The 14,973-nt window shown below is 72.0% G+C and carries 18 protein-coding genes; 8 read left to right on the top strand and 10 right to left on the bottom strand.

Annotation, left to right across the window (positions count from 1 at the left end; all coding sequences use genetic code 11):
• Positions 1-57: 57 nt before the first annotated feature.
• Positions 58-1,077 (top strand): hypothetical protein, encoded by a 1,020-nt coding sequence (locus OG738_RS31775; protein WP_329046464.1) that lies wholly within the window; start codon positions 58-60, stop codon positions 1,075-1,077.
• A 44-nt stretch (positions 1,078-1,121) separates the two neighbouring features.
• Here the strand turns inward: OG738_RS31775 and OG738_RS31780 are convergent, their stop codons facing one another.
• Positions 1,122-2,645 (bottom strand): FAD-dependent monooxygenase, encoded by a 1,524-nt coding sequence (locus OG738_RS31780; RefSeq protein ID WP_329046465.1) that lies wholly within the window; start codon positions 2,643-2,645, stop codon positions 1,122-1,124.
• Positions 2,646-2,709: 64 nt separating this feature from the next.
• Between OG738_RS31780 and OG738_RS31785 the strand changes: the two genes are divergently transcribed.
• Complete coding sequence (locus OG738_RS31785; protein ID WP_329046467.1) at positions 2,710-3,342, top strand: TetR/AcrR family transcriptional regulator; 633 nt, start codon at positions 2,710-2,712, stop codon at positions 3,340-3,342.
• Between the two features lie 4 nt (positions 3,343-3,346).
• On the opposite strand, the gene OG738_RS31790 is transcribed toward OG738_RS31785, so the two are convergent.
• On the bottom strand, positions 3,347-4,225 hold the full coding sequence (locus OG738_RS31790) for a LysR family transcriptional regulator ArgP (RefSeq protein ID WP_442875822.1): 879 nt from the start codon (positions 4,223-4,225) through the stop codon (positions 3,347-3,349).
• 70 nt (positions 4,226-4,295) lie between these two features.
• On the opposite strand from OG738_RS31790, the gene OG738_RS31795 reads away from it, so the two are divergent.
• Positions 4,296-4,898, top strand: a complete 603-nt coding sequence (locus OG738_RS31795; RefSeq protein WP_329046471.1) for a LysE/ArgO family amino acid transporter — start codon at positions 4,296-4,298, stop codon at positions 4,896-4,898.
• 1 nt (position 4,899) lies between these two features.
• Here the strand turns inward: OG738_RS31795 and OG738_RS31800 are convergent, their stop codons facing one another.
• The 7 genes from OG738_RS31800 to OG738_RS31830 form a co-directional block, all read right to left on the bottom strand.
• A complete protein-coding gene (locus OG738_RS31800) occupies positions 4,900-5,388 on the bottom strand; it encodes a methylated-DNA--[protein]-cysteine S-methyltransferase (protein WP_329046472.1) in 489 nt (162 codons plus the stop codon).
• Entirely contained in the window at positions 5,385-5,765 is a 381-nt protein-coding gene (locus OG738_RS31805; protein ID WP_329046473.1) for a hypothetical protein, read from the bottom strand. Before OG738_RS31805 ends, OG738_RS31800 begins: the two co-directional genes overlap by 4 nt.
• Positions 5,762-6,475, bottom strand: coding sequence for a 2OG-Fe(II) oxygenase (locus OG738_RS31810; protein WP_329046474.1), 714 nt, complete (start codon positions 6,473-6,475; stop codon positions 5,762-5,764). Before OG738_RS31810 ends, OG738_RS31805 begins: the two co-directional genes overlap by 4 nt.
• Positions 6,476-6,551: 76 nt before the next feature.
• Positions 6,552-7,145 (bottom strand): methylated-DNA--[protein]-cysteine S-methyltransferase, encoded by a 594-nt coding sequence (locus OG738_RS31815; protein ID WP_329046476.1) that lies wholly within the window; start codon positions 7,143-7,145, stop codon positions 6,552-6,554.
• Positions 7,142-7,618: an RNA polymerase sigma factor gene (locus OG738_RS31820; RefSeq protein WP_329046479.1), complete on the bottom strand. Its 477-nt coding sequence runs from the start codon at positions 7,616-7,618 to the stop codon at positions 7,142-7,144. Before OG738_RS31820 ends, OG738_RS31815 begins: the two co-directional genes overlap by 4 nt.
• 35 nt (positions 7,619-7,653) lie before the next feature.
• Positions 7,654-8,418, bottom strand: a complete 765-nt coding sequence (locus OG738_RS31825; protein WP_329046480.1) for a putative protein N(5)-glutamine methyltransferase — start codon at positions 8,416-8,418, stop codon at positions 7,654-7,656.
• A 7-nt stretch (positions 8,419-8,425) separates the two neighbouring features.
• Positions 8,426-8,935: a L,D-transpeptidase gene (locus OG738_RS31830; protein WP_329046481.1), complete on the bottom strand. Its 510-nt coding sequence runs from the start codon at positions 8,933-8,935 to the stop codon at positions 8,426-8,428.
• A gap of 148 nt (positions 8,936-9,083) precedes the next feature.
• Between OG738_RS31830 and OG738_RS31835 the strand changes: the two genes are divergently transcribed.
• A complete protein-coding gene (locus tag OG738_RS31835; RefSeq protein ID WP_329046482.1) occupies positions 9,084-9,617 on the top strand; it encodes a copper resistance CopC family protein in 534 nt (177 codons plus the stop codon).
• Position 9,618: 1 nt separating this feature from the next.
• Here OG738_RS31835 and OG738_RS31840 read toward each other — a convergent pair whose 3' ends face one another.
• Positions 9,619-10,992 (bottom strand): APC family permease, encoded by a 1,374-nt coding sequence (locus OG738_RS31840; RefSeq protein ID WP_329046485.1) that lies wholly within the window; start codon positions 10,990-10,992, stop codon positions 9,619-9,621.
• A gap of 170 nt (positions 10,993-11,162) precedes the next feature.
• Between OG738_RS31840 and OG738_RS31845 the strand changes: the two genes are divergently transcribed.
• The 4 genes from OG738_RS31845 to OG738_RS31860 all read left to right on the top strand — a co-directional run bounded on the left by OG738_RS31845 (position 11,163) and on the right by OG738_RS31860 (position 14,972).
• A complete protein-coding gene (locus OG738_RS31845) occupies positions 11,163-11,657 on the top strand; it encodes an Lrp/AsnC family transcriptional regulator (protein WP_442875823.1) in 495 nt (164 codons plus the stop codon).
• 117 nt (positions 11,658-11,774) lie between these two features.
• Positions 11,775-13,142 carry an aspartate aminotransferase family protein gene (locus OG738_RS31850; RefSeq protein WP_329046489.1) on the top strand — a complete coding sequence of 456 codons (1,368 nt, stop codon included), beginning with the start codon at positions 11,775-11,777 and terminating at the stop codon, positions 13,140-13,142.
• A gap of 202 nt (positions 13,143-13,344) precedes the next feature.
• Positions 13,345-14,553 carry a cytochrome P450 gene (locus tag OG738_RS31855; protein WP_329046491.1) on the top strand — a complete coding sequence of 403 codons (1,209 nt, stop codon included), beginning with the start codon at positions 13,345-13,347 and terminating at the stop codon, positions 14,551-14,553.
• Between the two features lie 29 nt (positions 14,554-14,582).
• The gene (locus OG738_RS31860; RefSeq protein WP_329046493.1) at positions 14,583-14,972 is read left to right on the top strand and encodes a hypothetical protein; all 390 of its coding nucleotides are present in this window, start codon (positions 14,583-14,585) and stop codon (positions 14,970-14,972) included.
• Position 14,973 lies beyond the last annotated feature (1 nt).

Consider the following 14,973-nt stretch of genomic DNA (forward strand, 5'->3'; position numbering starts at 1 on the left):
AATCGGTCCGGCCGGTGATCATGCCGGATCGCACCCACATCTTCCGAGGGGATTTCGATGAAACGCAGGATCTTCGCCGCGGCCGTGGCCTGCGCGGCCACGTTCGCGGGGCTGCTCGGCGCCGCTCCGGCGGCGCAGGCGGTGACGTCGGTGACGTTCACGCCGCGCACGGTGACCTCGCCGCACGACACCCAGTACGTCGCGTCGCTGGGCTCGGTGCAGCTGGCCATGACGGCGGGCCAGACCGCGTACGTCTACTCGACGCTGCGGGCGAACAACGCGTCGAACACGACGTTGATCGACAACGAGGTCCGCTGCTCGAGCACCAGCGGCTGGACGAAGAACGAAGTGCTCGGGCAGAACGTCCTGATCGCGAGCGCGAACGCCCCGGCGTCGCTGCGGGACATCGGCGTCACGACCCGCTTCCTGGTGCACCCGGGCGCGGCCGGCACCGTCACCTGCACGACCTACCTGCGCAGCGCGAACCTCGGGCTGGGGAACTCGACCGTGCGGCTGGTGAGCGGCGAGCTGAAGTTCGCGGACACCAGCGTCGCGAACACGACGGCGGGCACGCCGCCGCAGGCCGACGACGGGGACACGCCGCCCGGCCGCGTCCTCGGCCTCGACTCGTCGGCGAAGACGGTCCGCGAGCCGGCGACCGAGATCTTCGAGACGGCGCCGGTGACCGGGCTCAGCGTGTTCGGCGATCTGGAACTGATGGCGTGCTACCCGGAACCGGCGGGCTACGACTGCCCGGTCAACGAGATGACGGCGCGGGTGACCCTGTTCGTCAACCAGTGGAAGGCCGACGGCACGCTCTGCAAGTCGGACTCGTCGGCGAGCGTGACGGCGGTCGTCCGCCGCGACGTCCACCACCTGGTCGTCCCGCTCAACACGCACTTCGCGGCGGCGACCGGCAACGGCTGCGTGCCCAAGTTCAACTTCTACGTGAAGACGGACTGGGTGAGCGGGTCGACGGGCGCGGTGCAGCTGGCGGCGAGCGGCCTGCCCGACGCGGCCGGATCGACGTCGACGCACAACGACGCGATGAGCCACGCCTTCGCGGTCGCCTACTGAGGTCCCCCGGGGGTGCGCCGGTGTGGCGCGCCCCCACGCCGGTGTCAGGCGGGTGCGCCGAACCACTGGCGCAGCGCGGCTTCCATACCGGTCGTCGCGCCGTCCTCACGGGCCCACGCGACGTAGCTGTCCGGCCGGATCAGGACGCTCGTCAGGGACGGCTCGCTGACGCACTTCGCGGTCAGCACGTTCACGCGGCCGGCCCAGCCGCTCGCCGTCGCGCGCAGGCCGGGGTTCTCGGCGAGGTCGAGCAGGAGCGCCTTGCCGTCCTGGAGGTGCTCGCCGAGACGGGTGCCGTCGGCGAACGCGAAGTCCGGCGCGCCGCGGCCGGTGAGGTCGTGCTCGCCCTCGATCGGGTACCGGTGCAGGACGCCCGAGAGTTTCTTGGCCAGGTACGTCGCGCCGTCGTCGGTGCGCAGCAGGTCGGTGACGACCTGGCGCAGCGCCTTCGTGCGGACGTCGCTGCGCATCAGCGCGACCTGCGCGCGGGTCCACTCGAGGACCCACTCGCCGATCGGGTGCCGTTCGGTCGTGTAGGTGTCGAGCAGGCCGTCGGGTGCCCAGCCGTGGATGGTCGCGGCGAGCTTCCAGCCGAGGTTGACGGCGTCGCCGATGCCGAGGTTGAGCCCCTGCCCGCCGAAGGGGGAGTGGACGTGCGCGGCGTCGCCCGCGAGGAGCACGCGGCCCTGGCGGTAGGTGGTCGCCTGCCGCGCGTTGTCGGTGAAGCGCGTCGCGCTGTGGACCTCGGTCACCCGGACGTCCGCGCCGGAGACCCGGCGGAAGCTGTCCTCGAGTTCCTGCGCGGTGACCGGTGTGTCGCGGTCCGCGGGCGGCCCGTCGAACTCGACGGTGAGCATCCGGCCGGGCATCGGCCCGTGGACGTAGAGGCCGCCGTTGCCGTGCTGCCAGCCGCTGGGGAGTGCGTCGGTGCCGGTGAGCTCGGCGAGCGCCTGCCGCCCGGTCACGGCGGGATCGGTGCCGGGGAAGGCGAACCGGGCGTGCTTGCGGACGAAGCTGCGGCCGCCGTCCGCCCCGACGAGCCACCCGGCCCTCAGTGCGGTCCGGTCGTCGAGTCGCACGGTGACGCCGTCGTCGTCGGCGTCGAACCCGATCACCTCGACGCCCCGCCGGATCTCCACCCCGAGTTCGGCGGCGCGTGCGGCGAGGACCGCCTCGACGGCCTGCTGCTGGATCACGACGACGTTGGCGGCGGGCCCGACGTCGCGGAAGGCGGGATCACCGAAGTCGACCCCGTTCGAAGCGACCATGATCCCGGCGAAGTGCCCGACGGGAATCGCAGGCTTCGGGCCGTCCCCACCACCGCCGCGCGACTTCAGGAACGCTTCGATCTGCTTGGCGTTCTGCTGCACGATTTCGTCCACCGCGGGCAGCAGGCCACGGCGGTAGAAGGCCTCGGCGGTCGTCAGGTTGACCGACCCGGCCTTGATCGTCAGGTCCGGTTCGGCCAGCCGCTCGACGACCAGCACGGCCACGTTCTCGAGCCGGAGTTCGCAGGCCAGCATCAACCCGACCGGTCCGCCCCCGGAGATCACCACATCCCAGTTCATGGCTCCGATGATGCCGCGAAACTTGTACCGAGTCAAACTTTGGGCTCGGTCTATACTCGGGCGCATGGCGGATCCCGGACTGCGCGAGCGCAAGAAGCAGGCGACGCGCCTGCTGATCTCGAACGTCGCGACCGGCCTCTTCATCGAGCGCGGCTTCGAGGAGGTGACGGTGGCCGAGATCGCCGAGGCGGCGGGAGTGTCGAAGATGACGGTCTTCAACTACTTCCCGCGCAAGGAGGATCTCTTCCTGGACCGCCACGCGGATCGGCTCGCCGAGCTGACTTCGGTGGTCCGCGACCGCACCGCCGGGCAGTCGGCTGGTGCCGCGCTGCGTGCGCATCAGCACTCGCTGCTGGCTTCCGGCCATCCTCTGTCGGGGGCCATCGCGGGTGGGCCCGGGTTCTGGTGGGTGCTGACGTCGAGCCCGGCGCTGACGGCGCGGTGGTACGAGCAGGAGCGGGAGATCGCGGAGGCGTTCACGGAGGTGTTCGTCGCCGAGACGGGCGACGCGTTCCGCTCCCGCATGGTGGCGGGCCTGCTGACGACCGCGATCACGACGGTGTTCTCCCACGCGATGGGCCGCATCATGGCGGGTGACGACGTCGAGCTGGTCCGGCGGGAGCAGGCCGCGGTGATCGATCAGGCGTTTGACCTGGTGGAACAAGGAGTGGGCGACTTCCCGGCGCCGCCCGGCTGAGTTCTCAGCGGAGGGCGTCCTTCGCGCCCGCGGCCACTGCTTCCGCCACGGCCGCCAAAGCCGGGGAGTCCAGCTTCCACTGCTGCCAATGCAGCGGTACGTCCAGGGGGCGATCGGGAGCCAGGTCCACCAGGGCGTCGCCTCGGGACGCCGCTTGGATTTCCGGGACCATGCCCCAGCCGAGGCCTGCCGCCACCGCGTCGACGAACGACTCCGATGCCGGAATGTGGTGGCGGACCAGCGTGAAGTTCCGGCGGCGCGTCAGTGCTCGCAGGAAGCGGTCCTGGAGATCGTCCTTGCGGTCGAACATGATCACCGGTGCGTTCGGAAGTGACGCAGACAGGGGAGAAGCCAGCCGTTGGGCGAGGAACGCCGGGGACGCCATCGCTCGGTAGCGCATGCGGCCCAGGCGGACCGACGTGCAGCCCTGGACCGGTTGCGGTGAAGCTGTCACCGCGGCCATCACCAGGCCCTCGCGCAGGAGCGCTGCCGTGTGGTCCTGGTCTTCTCGTTGCAGGTCGAAGCAGATCGAGAGGGACGACGGCAGGCGCGCCAGGGACCGGAGGAACCAGGTCGCCAGGGAGTCCGCGTTGACCGCGATCGAGACGGTGCGTGTCGGCGAGTCCAGGCCCAGCTCGGCGAGGGCGTCCTGCTCCAGCTGCGCCAGCGAGCGCGCGAACCGGATCAGGACCTGGCCGGAGGCGGTCAGGGAGATCGGCTTGGTGCGCAGGAGCAACACGCGGCCGGTGCGCTGCTCCAGGGCCTTGATCCGCTGGCTGACCGCCGACGGCGTCACGTGCAGGACTGCCGCCGCCGCGTCGAAGCTTTGCTCGTCCACTACGGCCAGCAGGGTCCTGATCTGGTCGAGTGGGAGATCGGACATCACGAGCGCTAATGTTACGTAAGAATCTTTAGCTGGATTGATCCGGCCGGGCGGCCATACCGTCGACGGCGTGCTTGCGCTGCTCCTCGCCGGGTTCGGGACCGGCCTCTCGCTCATCATCGCCATCGGGTCACAAAACGCCTTCCTGCTGCAGCAGGGGCTGCGCGGGGGCGCGGTCGCGCCGCTGGTCGTGATCTGCGCGGTGTCCGACTTGGTGCTTATCGGGCTGGGGGTCAGCGGGATCGGCGCCGTGCTCGAGCGGTGGCCGACGGCGATCGGGGTGATCGCCGTCGGGGGCGGGATCTTCCTGCTCGGCTACGGCGCGCTCGCCGCGCGGCGGGTGTTCCGGCCCTCGGTGATGACCATCGGCGAAGGACGGACGCCGCTGCGCAAGGCCGTGCTGGCCTGCGTCGCCTTCACCTGGCTCAACCCGCACGTCTACCTCGACACCGTGCTGCTGCTCGGCTCGGTCGCGGTCGCTCACGGCGACGGGCGCTGGCTGTTCGGGCTCGGGGCCGGCATCGCCAGCGCCGTCTGGTTCAGCGCACTGGGGTTCGGGGCGCGGCGGCTCGCCGGGGTGTTCGCGAAACCCGTCGCCTGGCGGGTGCTCGACGTTCTCATCGCCGTCACGATGACCGGCCTCGGCGCCACCATGCTCCTGAGCCACCGGTGATTCACCAGAGCTGCCCGCGCTCCGACGCCGGCGGGCGCTCCAGCTCCAGCAGGAACTGCTTGCGCTTCACCCCGCCCGCGTACCCCGTCAGTTTCCCGTTCTTGCCGACGACCCGGTGGCACGCCACCAGGATGCTCACCGGGTTCCGCCCGACCGCCGCGCCGACCTCGTGCGGCAGACCGCCGACCGCCTTCGCGAGGTCGCCGTACGTCGCTGTCGAGCCGTAGGGGATCTTCGCGATCTCCGCCCAGACTGCCCGATCGAACTCCGGGCCGTCGGCCCGCGTCGGCACGTCGAACTCCGTGCGCTGTCCGGCGAAGTACTCCTTCACCTGGCGAACGGCTTCCGGGAACGCCGAGTCGTCGCGCGGGCCGAACGTGGCCCGGTCCGGCCGGGTCCAGTGGTGCGGGAAGTACAAGCCGGTCACCACGTCGCCGGTGCCGACCAGGGTGAGCTCGCCGATCGGCGAGTCGGTGATCGTGTGCTTCATCGGTCCTCCCAGGTGCTGCCGTCCGGCCGCGCGCCGCGCAGGCCGGGCAGCGGGAATGCTTCGAGTGCCGCTGTGCCGACCGTCCGATGTGGACGCCACGACGTCGACGTCCGCAGCCGCCGCGCCATGCCGGCCCAGCCGGCCGGGGTGGCGCTGACGACCCAGACGTCCGGGTCCGGCGCCGCAAACCGCCGGGCTGGGCGCAGCCACGACGCCGCCGTCTCCGGCCACGTCACCGTCGCCAGCACGAGGCCGCCCCACGCCGCGGCGATCCGCTCGCCGTCGGCTCGCGATACTGGGTCGGCTGCGGTGCCGAGCACGATGTGCCGTGCCCCGCCGATCAAGCCGACGAGTGCTTCGAGCTCCGCGTCGGTCATGCCGCGTCGTGGAAGACCAGGCCCAGGGTGTGCCGGCGGCCCGAACGGACCGCCGAAACGCCGTGGCGCACCGGCGCCGCCGACCAGCCGCGGGCCGAGCGGACCGGGCGGTCGCGGGTGGTGAACACCAGGCCGCGGCCCTGCGGGACGAGTGTCGCGGTGCCACGGGACTGCGCTCGTGGCCGCTGCTCGACCAGCAGGAACTCGCCGCCGGTGTGGTCGGTGCCCGGGTCGTTGAGATTGATCACGACCTGCAGCGGGAACACCTTGTCGCCGTAGAGGTCGCGGTGCAGGGCGTTCCACCCGCCGGTTTCGTAGCGCAGCAGGATCGGGGTCGGCCGCCGCTGCCCGGCGTCGTGGCAGACGGCCAGCCATTCGTCCAAAGTGGACGGCCAGGCCGCCTCACGGCCGAGACGGGCGGACCAGTCCCGCGCGATCGGCAGCAGCCGCGGGTAGAGCGCTTGCCGCAGGCGCTCCACGGGTTCCGGGAACGGTGCCGCGAAGTAGTGGTAGTCGCCGTTGTCCCCGAAGCGGTGGCGCCGCAGGTTGACTGTCGCGCGGAAGTGCTCCGGCTGGTCCCACAGCGCGATGAGCTTCGCGCACTCGGCAGGGGTCAGCAGCGGCGGCAGGAGTGCGCAGCCGTAGTCGTCGACCTCGGCGGCCACCGCTTCCCAGTCGGCCGCGGCAACGCGCTTTTCGAAAGTGCTCATACCCGGTAGACGTCCTGGTGGGACCAAACGTGAGATCGATCCGGCGAGAAGATTTCGCCGGGGTCTCCCCGGAAGCTCAGGCCGCTTCCATCGTCAGCAGGATCCGCTTGGCTTCCTCGCCGCCCGCGTACTGGCCGAACGAACCGTCCGACCGGACCACTCGGTGGCACGGCACCACCACCGGCAGCGGGTTGAGCGCGCACGCCGTGCCGACCGCGCGGACCGCCTTGGGGCTGCCCGCGGCCGCCGCGACCTGGGCGTAGCTTTCCGTGTGGCCGTAGCCGATCTCGGGCAGGTGCTCCAGGACCGACAGGCGGAACCCCCGGGCCAGGCGGAAGTCGAGCGGGACGTCGAACGCCCGCCGTCCGCCGGTGAAGTACTCGTCGAGCTGGCGGGTGACCTGGTCGAGGCGGGACGGCGCGCGGAGGATGCGCGGGCTGATCGCGGCCGCGAGCTCGGCCAGCACCGCGTCGTGGTCCTGGCGGGCGAAGGCCACCTTGACCAGCCCCTGCGCGGTCGCGGCCAGGAGCAGGGAGCCGATCGGGGTGTCGAGCGTGCGGTAGGCGACGTCCAGCAGGCCCTCGCGCTCGGCGGCGGCGGTGAGGCGCTCGTGCATGCGGTCCGGCAGGACCTCGTAGGCCACCGGGAACGACGAGATGACGTCGATCATGAGTGCGCTCCTTCCAGGGGGTAGACGGCTCGCAGGGCCTTGACGCCGTCGGCGGCCGCGCGGCGGGCGGCGTCCGCGGTGCCTCCGGTGATCTCCGCGATCTCGCGGTAGGGCAGCCCGGCCAGGTAGTGATAGGCGACCGCGGCACGCTGCTTGTCCGGCAGCTTCGCCAGCGCGTCCCACAGGTCGCCGTTCCACGGGTCGGCGCGGCCGGGCCGGTCCGGGATCTCGCCGACCGGCACCGGGCGGCGTGCCTGCGCGCGGGTGACGTCGACGGCCTTGCGGTGCGCGATCGTGACGAGCCACGCCTGGACGTTCGCCCCGGCGGGCAGCTCCGGGTACGCCTTGAGGGCGGCGAGAAAGGTCTCCGACCAGGCGTCTTCGGCGTCGGCCGGGCCGAGCACGGCCCGGCAGACCCGGAGGACCATCGGCCCGTGCTCGGCCACGATCTGCTCGAACGGTTTCACGGTCACACCCTGTAGACGCGCGGCGGCACCGGAACGTGAGGTCACGTCCGGGTGGTGCCCGTGACGACGGTGGCGCCCAGCTCGTCGGCATCGTGCACGCGCGGGATCAGCCCGGCCGCGGTGAAGATCCCGGCCAGGACCGGCGCCTGCCGGTCACTCGATTCCACCAGCAGGGTCCCGCCCGGCGCGAGCCAGTGCGGCGCGCCCGCGGCGACGCGCCGGGCGAGGTCGAGGCCGTCCGGGCCGCCGTCGAGCGCGACGCGGGGTTCGTGCAGGCGTGCCTCCGGCGGCATGGTCGCAACGGCGTCCGAAGGGACGTACGGAACGTTGGCCATGAGGACGTCGACCCGGCCGCGCAGCGACGACGGCAGCGCGTCGTAGAGGTCGCCCTGGTGGACGTGGGCGTCCGGGAGGTTAACGCGGGCGCAGGCGACGGACGCGGCGTCGACGTCGGCCGCGTGCAGCTCACGCGGGCGCAGCGCGGCGGCGAACGCCGCACCCAGCGCGCCCGAGCCGCAGCACAGGTCGAGCACCACCGGATCGGGCGGGGCGAGCGAGACGGCGACGTCGACCAGGAACTCGGTGCGGTGCCGCGGCACGAACACGCCGGGCCGCACGGAGATCCGCAGGCCGTGGAACTCCGCCCAGCCGAGCAGCTGCTCCAGCGGCAACCCGGCGACGCGCCGGTCCACCAGTGCGTCGAGTTCGGCGGGGGTCGCGGCGGCGGCGACCAGCAGGTCCGCCTCGTCCTCGGCGAAGACGCAGCCCGCCGCGCGCAGGCGCGAGACGACCGGTGAAATGTCCACTGGGGAATCAGGTTACCTGCACCGCATCCCCGACGTTCAGGCCGTCGAAGAAGGCCGCCGAGTCGGCCTCGGTGAGGTGGACGCAGCCGTGCGACGGCGCGTCGAGCGGCCCGGCGTGGAAGGCGATGCCGCCGGCGGCGAAGAACACCGAGTTGGGCATGTCGGTGCCGTAGACGCTGCTGGTGTGCTCGCGGTCCTTCCAAACGACGTGGAACGACCCGGCCGGGGTCGCCTGGTCCGGCGGCCCGAACCCGGCCGGGACCGGGCCGCGCACGACCTTGCCGTCCCGCAGCAGCCAGGCCATCCGGTCCGCCAGGCTCACGCACGCGCCGGTCGTGACGGCGCACGGCGGGGCCGGTGGTGGCGGTGGCGGCGGTGTCGTCGTCGTGGTCGGCGGGGTGGTGCGGACGAGCGGCGCCGGTTCCGCGATCAGGCTCGGCGTCGTGGTGCGCGGTGCCGCGCACGACGCCGTGACCAGCGTCAACGCCAGTAGGGCCAGCACTCCGAAGCCGCGCATCCCGCTTCCCCTCGCCGAAGGTTCTCCCGGTGAGCAGTACGGGTGAGCGGCCCCGGAGGTTGCGCCGGTCGTGCAAGGTCGAGGACGTCGGCACGCACGCCGCCGGTGGCCACGAAGACGGCACGGGCGGATAGGGCAGGATGTCCGGATGACCCCGCGTCGTGCGCTCGGAGCCGTTCTCGCCGCCCTCACCGGGCTCGTCGTCCTCGCCGGGCCGGCTTCGGCCCACACCGAGCTGACCTCCAGCTCGCCCGCCGAAGGCGCCGCCCTCGCCGCCGCGCCGACCGAGGTCCGGCTCACCTTCGCAGAGCCCGTCACGCTGCCGCCGGAGGCCGTCAAGGTCACCGGCCGCGACGGCACCGCCTGGACGGTCGGCACGCCCACCGTGGCCGGGGCGGTCGTGACCGCGCCGGTGACGCCGTCCGGACCGGCCCAGGCCTACACGCTGACCTGGAAGGTGATCGCGAAGGACGGCGACAACGTCACCGGCACCCTGCACTTCACCCTCGCGGCCGCGGCGTCGAGCCCGGCGGCCACCGCGCGCGAGCAGGCCCCCACCGCCCCGACCGCGGTGGACACCACCGGCATCCCCGGCTGGATCTGGCTCGTCGTCACGGTCGTCGGCCTGCTCGCGGTGATCGTCGTCGGCCTGCGGCAGCTGCGGGGCCGCGGGAAGGACTGAGCTACTCCTGCGGGACCGTCACGACCCACCGCTCGGGCCGGCGCCGCAGGTAGCCCCACCAGTACAGCGCCGACACCAGCAGCACCCCGGCGGTGATGCCGAGGTCGAGCGCGCTCTGCTCGACCAGGACGTAGGCCAGCGCCGCGACGGCGAGCACCGGCACCACCGGCCAGGCCGGCATCCGCCAGACGTGCGGCTTCCGGTGCGCCGCCCGGCGCCCCCGCAGCGCGGCGGCCGCGACGCTCAGGTAAAGCGCGACGACGGCGACCCCGGTGACGCCGCTGAGCGTGTCCACCGGCACGAAGCAGAGGACGGCTTCGGACAGCCCGACCACGAGCGTCGCGACCCACGGCGCGCCGAACCGCTCGCTCACCACGCTCATCGCGCGGTTCACCGGCGTCGGCCACGCCTGGTCGCGCGCGGACGCGTAGAGCACGCGCGAGTTCTGGATGACCATGACGATCACCGCGTTCACGATCGCCGCGGCGATGCACAGGCTGATCGCGACGCCGACCGCGGAATTGCTCCAGCCGGTCACCAGCTCGGTGAGGTCGACGCCGGCGAGCGCGGCCGCGTCCGGCACCGCGAGGGTGATCGCGACGACCGGGACGAGGATGACCAGTGCGCTGATCCCGAGCGTCCAGAACACCGTGCGGGCGACGGTCTTGCGCGGCTCGCGCATCTCCTCGGCGAGGTAGACGGCGGTGCTGAACCCCTGCACGACGAACAGCGCGACGGCGAGCCCGGCGACGACCGCGATCAGGCCGATCCCGCTGGTGCCCAGGCTCGGCTTGAGCAGCACGGCCGGGTTCTGCGTGGTGTGGGTGAACCCGAGCAGCGACACGACGAAGATCGCGACGACCTCGATGACCAGGAAGATCCCGGTGATCCAGGCGTTGGAGCGCAGGTTCAGCAGGCCCATCACGGTGGACGCGAGCATCACGAGCGCTCCGGCGACCGACGGGTCGACGTCGGCGACGGCGGCCACGTAGTCGGCGACGCCGATCGCGATGATCGGCGGGACCACGAGGATCACGATGAACGACAGCATGAACGTCAGCCAGCCGGCGAACCGGTTCGCCACCGTCGTCACCATCGCGTACTCGCCGCCCGCGCTCGGCACCAGCGTGCCGAGTTCGGAGTAGCAGAACGCGATCCCGACGCAGAGCAGCACCGCGAGGGCGATGGCGAGCGCGGTGCCGGTGCCGAGGTCGGCGAACAACGGGGGCACGAGAACGAACAGCGACGACGCGGGCGTCACGCAACTGAGCGTGAGCAGGGTGCCGCCGCCGACGCCGATGGACCGGGTCAGCGCGCGGGTCTGCTTCGCGCCGGTGGTCGCGGCGACGTCGGGCGGGGCGGGAGTGCGGGGCATGGGCGTTCCTCCGGCCTGGGGCAAGGTGCGACGGATGGAACAGCACCGATTCGGTGTTGTCAACGTCACGAAGACGACTGAAATCGTTGCCCTGGACGATCGCAGCCTTCGGATTCAGTCACTCTGCGTGAACAGGGTGCCGCGTTTGCCCCAGGTCGCCCGGGTCGGGGATGATCCGGGGCGTGAGCAGCCAGGACACCCCGAACCGGCCCGCGCCGCCGGTGCTCGACGACATCTCCCGGCAGATCATCGCGCAGCTGCAGGAGGACGGCCGGCGCGCCTACGCGACGATCGGCAAGGCGGTCGGCCTGTCCGAGGCGGCCGTCCGGCAGCGGGTGCAGCGGCTGTCCGACTCCGGCGTCATCCAGATCGTCGCCGTGTCGGATCCCTTGCAGGTCGGGCTGTTCCGGCAGGCGATGATCGCGATCACCGTCGAAGGTCCCCTGGAACCGGTGGGCGACGCGCTGGCCGAGATGGACGAGATCGCGTACGTGATCCTCTGCGCCGGGCGCTACGACCTGCTCTGCGAGGCCGTCTGCGCCGACGACGAGGCACTGCTCCAGCTGATCTCGACGCGGATCCGCGCGCTGCCGGGCGTCCGGCACGCGGAGGCGATGGTGTACCTCAAGCTGCGGAAACAGACCTATCAGTGGGGCTCTCGCTGAGGGTGACGACTAAATCCGAAGGTTCACCGGACAAACTGACCATGGATTAGTTGTCACGATTCGTCTGGACGACTGAATCGCTTGCGCAGCGGGTCCGGCGCATGCGATAACCGAGACATGACCACACCCGCCGACCTCGCCCAGGCCGCCCGCGACAACCTCTGGATGCACTTCACCCGCCACTCCGCCTTCGACGAGTCCGAAGTCCCGGTGATCGTGCGCGGCGAAGGCGCGTACATCTGGGACTCCCGCGGGAAGCGCTACCTCGACGGGCTCGCCGGCCTGTTCGCCGTGCAGGTCGGCCACGGCCGCGAGGAGCTCGCCGAAGCCGCCGCCCGGCAGACGAAGCAGCTCGCGTACTTCCCGCTCTGGGGCCACGCGCACCCGACGGCGATCGAACTGGCCGCACGGCTCGCTTCCGCGGCTCCCGGCGACCTAAACCGCGTGTTCTTCACGGTCAGCGGCGGCGAGTCCGTCGAGACGGCCTGGAAGCTCGCCAAGCAGTACTTCAAGCTCGTCGGGAAACCCACCAAGCACAAGGTGATCAGCCGCGCGCTGGCCTACCACGGCACGTCCCAGGGCGCGCTGTCCATCACCGGCATCCCCGGCGCGAAGGCCGACTTCGAGCCGCTGGTGCCGAGCACCCTGCGCGTGCCGAACACGAACTTCTACCGCGCGCCCGAGCACGCCGACGACTACGAGGCCTACGGGCGCTGGGCCGCCGACCAGATCGAGCAGGCCATCGAGTTCGAGGGCGCCGACACGGTCGCCGCGGTGTTCCTCGAGCCGGTGCAGAACACGGGTGGCTGCTTCGTGCCGCCGCCGGGCTACTTCGCGCGGGTGCGGGAGATCTGCGACCAGCACGACGTGCTGCTGGTGTCCGACGAGGTGATCTGCGCCTTCGGCCGCGTCGGGTACGACTTCGCCGCCAAGCGCTACGGCTACCAGCCGGACATCATCACCACGGCGAAGGGCCTGACGTCCGGGTACGCGCCGCTGGGCGCGGTGCTGGCTTCGGAGCGGTTGATGGAGCCGTTCACGCGGGGCGAGACGACGTTCATGCACGGGTCGACCTACGGCGGGCACCCGGTGTCGTGCGCGGTGGCGCTGGCCAACCTCGACGTGGTCGAGCGTGAGGGGCTGTACGACCACGTGCTCTCCCGGGAGGACGCGTTCCGGTCCACTTTGGACAAGCTGACCGACCTGCCGATCGTCGGCGACGTCCGGGGCGCGGGATTCTTCTACGGCATCGAGCTGGTGAAGGACAAGACGACCAAGGAGACGTTCAGCGCCGCGGAATCCGAGCGGGTGCTGCGCGGGTTCCTGTCGGACGCCTTGTTCGAGGCCGGGCTGTACTGCCGCGCCGACGACCGGGCCGAGCCCGTCGTGCAGCTGTCGCCGCCGCTGATCTGCGACCAGGCGCAGTTCGACGAGATGGAGCAGATCCTGCGGGACACGCTCACTCAGGCCTGGAAACTGCTGTAGGGCGCGCCTCCGGCCCCCGGTGTCCAGGCTAGCGGAGGGCACCGACAGTTCCGGGCGTTGGCCCGAAAGGGCGGGGAATCCCGGGTTCCCCGCCCTGGCGCGGGTTTCTGGGTACCGTGGACCGCGGGGGACCGGGGGAGCGGCCGGTGACCGGGCCGCCCGTGTCCGCGCCGACCGGCCGCGCACCCGGGAGGAGAACCCGATGACCGCGACCACGGGCACCCCGCGCCTGCCGTTCGAGCGGCCGACCGTCCTGGAGATCGCCCCGCTCTTCGAGGTGCTGCGCCGGCAGGGACCGGTCGTGGCGGTGACCACGCCGACCGGCGACCCGGCCTGGCTGGTCACCGGGTTCGAGGAGGTCCGCGCGGTCTTCACCGACCCGCGCTTCGGCCGCTCGCACCCGGCGCCGGAAACCGCGTCCGCGCTGTCGGACGCGGCGATCCTCAGCCGGCCGCAGGGCGACCACGAAACCGAGCACGTCGAGCACGCGCGGATGCGGAAGCTGCTCGTGCCCGCCTTCTCCGCCAACCGGATCCGGCGGCTCGCCGGCTACGTCCAGGAGCTGGCCGACGGCTGCTACGACGCCATGGCGCGCGCCCGGCGCGCGGACGAGCCGGTCGACCTGCACGAGCTGCTCTCGTTCCCGTTGCCGGTGCTGGTGATCTGCGAGCTGCTCGGCGTCCCCTACGAAGACCGCGCCACGTTCCGGGTGCTGTCCGAGCGGATGGGCCGGATGGACATCGGCACCGGCGCGGACGCCGCGCTCGACGAGTTCGCCGCCTACATGGGCGCCCTCGCGGCGGCCAAACGGCGCGACCCCGGCCACGACGTCGTCTCGGACCTGGTCCGGGCGCAGGCCGACGACCCGGCGTTCACCGACGACGACCTCGCCCGCCTCGCCGCCGGCCTGCTGTTCGCCGGCCACGAGACGACGTCCAACCGGATCGACCTCGGCGTCCTGTACCTGCTCACCGACCTCGCGCGCCGCGACGCGCTGGCCGCCGACCCCGAGGGCCGGACGCACGGCGTCGTCGAGGAGATCCTGCGGCTGTCCGCCCCGGGCGGCCTCGGTATCCTGCGGTACGCGCACGACGACGTCGAGCTCGGCGGGGTTCAGGTCGCCCGCGGGGACGCGGTCGTCCTGTCGCTGGCGGCGGCGAACCGGGACTCGTCGGTGTTTCCCGCCGCCGCCGAGTTCGACCCCGAGCGCAAGCCGAATTCGCACGTGGCGTTCGCTTACGGCGGCTGGTTCTGCATCGGCGCGAGCCTCGCCCGCACGGAACTGCGCGTCGTGTTCGGCTCGCTTTTCCGCCGGTTCCCGGGGCTGCGGCTGGCGGTGCCGGCCGGGGAGCTGGCGATCCGGACGAACCGGGTCACCGGGGGAGTGGACCGCGTGCCGGTCCTCTGGTAGACCTGCGGCGGCCACGACGGGAGGAAAACGTGACCCTGTGGGACAGGCTGGCGATGGACGACAAGCTCGTCAAGGTGCTGAAGGAGATCCCGCCGGGGCCGGACGCGCCGGAGTTCGGCCCGGCGTACGTCACGATCCACCAGCTGGCCGTCGAGCTCGACCAGCGGTTCCCCGAGGTCCGCAAGCAGCTGGACGTACCCCTCGGCGGCGGCTCGACCCGGCACGCGGGGCTGGTGGAGCTGCTGGGCAAGGAGCTGGTCGACAAGATCAAGCGCTACGGCGACGTGTACCCGATCGAAGCGGCGCAGCTGTCCTCGGTGCGGTTCCGCGAGCTGCGCCTGCGCGGCCCGGGCGGGCGTGACCTGGTGGGCGCGTCACGCACCGACCTGCCGCTGATCCGCCTGCGGCCCCAGGACTGAG

The organism is Amycolatopsis sp. NBC_01488, from assembly GCF_036227105.1.
Classification (GTDB): Bacteria; Actinomycetota; Actinomycetes; order Mycobacteriales; family Pseudonocardiaceae; genus Amycolatopsis.